A 1,085-nucleotide genomic window follows, 5' to 3' on the forward strand; every position below is an offset into this window, starting at 1 on the left:
ACCAGCAGCAGCACGATTTCGGTGATCGCCGAATCGGTTTCGGCGATGGTGAAACTGTGTCGGGGGTCGATCAGGAAGTAGTTGAGCAGCAGGCCCGAGACCACAGCCGACAGCATTGCGGGGGCGACGCCGCCGAGGAGGGCGACCACCAGCACGCCGACGAAGAACAGCGCGCTCTCTCCGCCTAGGCGCAGCACCGGATCCAGCCATGCGGTTGTGATCCAGCAGACTAGCGACGGCACGAGCACCGCCGCTAGCCATGGCAGCACACGGCGTTGCCGAGCCGAGAGCGCTCCGCCGCGAAAGCCTTGCCCGGACTCTTCATGAGTCACTATGTGGACATCGATCTTCCCGGACAGCCGCACCACCGTCGCACCGATACCCTCGTCGAGCAAACGTGCCCAGCGGGACCGCCGCGACGTCCCGATCACCAGCTGGGTGGCGTTGACGTCCCGGGCGAAATCCAACAGCGCGGTCGGCACATCGTCGCCGACGACGACGTGCAGCGAGACGCCGAGGCTGGCCGCCAACTCGCGGATCTTGCCGATCCGGGCATCGGGCAAGGGCGAGCGCCCGTCACCGCGCAGCACGTGCAGCGCCAGCAACTCGGCGCTGGACTTCGACGCGATCCGCGAGGCTCGGCGGACCAGCGTCTCCGATTCCGGGCCTCCGGTCACCGCCGCCACGATGCGTTCGCGCGCCTCCCAGGTCTCGGTGATCTTCTTGTCGGCACGGTATTTCGTCAGCGCGGCGTCCACCTGGCCGGCCAGCCACAGCAGCGCCAGTTCGCGCAGCGCGGTTAGGGTTTCGCCGCGAAAGTAGTTGGCCAGTGCCGCGTCGACCTTCTCCGGCGGGTAGACGTTGCCGTGGGAGAGTCTGCGGCGCAACGCCTCCGGGGCGACGTCGATGAGTTCGATCTGAGCCGCCTGACGCACGACCGCGTCCGGAACGGTGTCGGCCTGGGTGGTGCCGGTGATCTTGGTGACGACGTCGCTGAGGCTCTCCAACTGCTGCACGTTGACGGTGGAGATCACCGTGATTCCGGCGTCGAGCAGCTCCTCGACGTCCTGCCAGCGCTTGGGATT

The 1,085-nt window shown here is 67.2% G+C and carries 1 protein-coding gene; it reads right to left on the reverse strand.

From position 1 onward, the window contains the following. Positions 1 to 1,085: DUF4118 domain-containing protein (locus A5694_RS07575; RefSeq protein WP_131809541.1), on the reverse strand; the 1,085-nt coding region annotated here is incomplete at both ends.

Source organism: Mycolicibacter sinensis, from assembly GCF_001667945.1.
In the GTDB taxonomy this organism is placed as follows: Bacteria; Actinomycetota; Actinomycetes; order Mycobacteriales; family Mycobacteriaceae; genus Mycobacterium; species Mycobacterium sinense_B.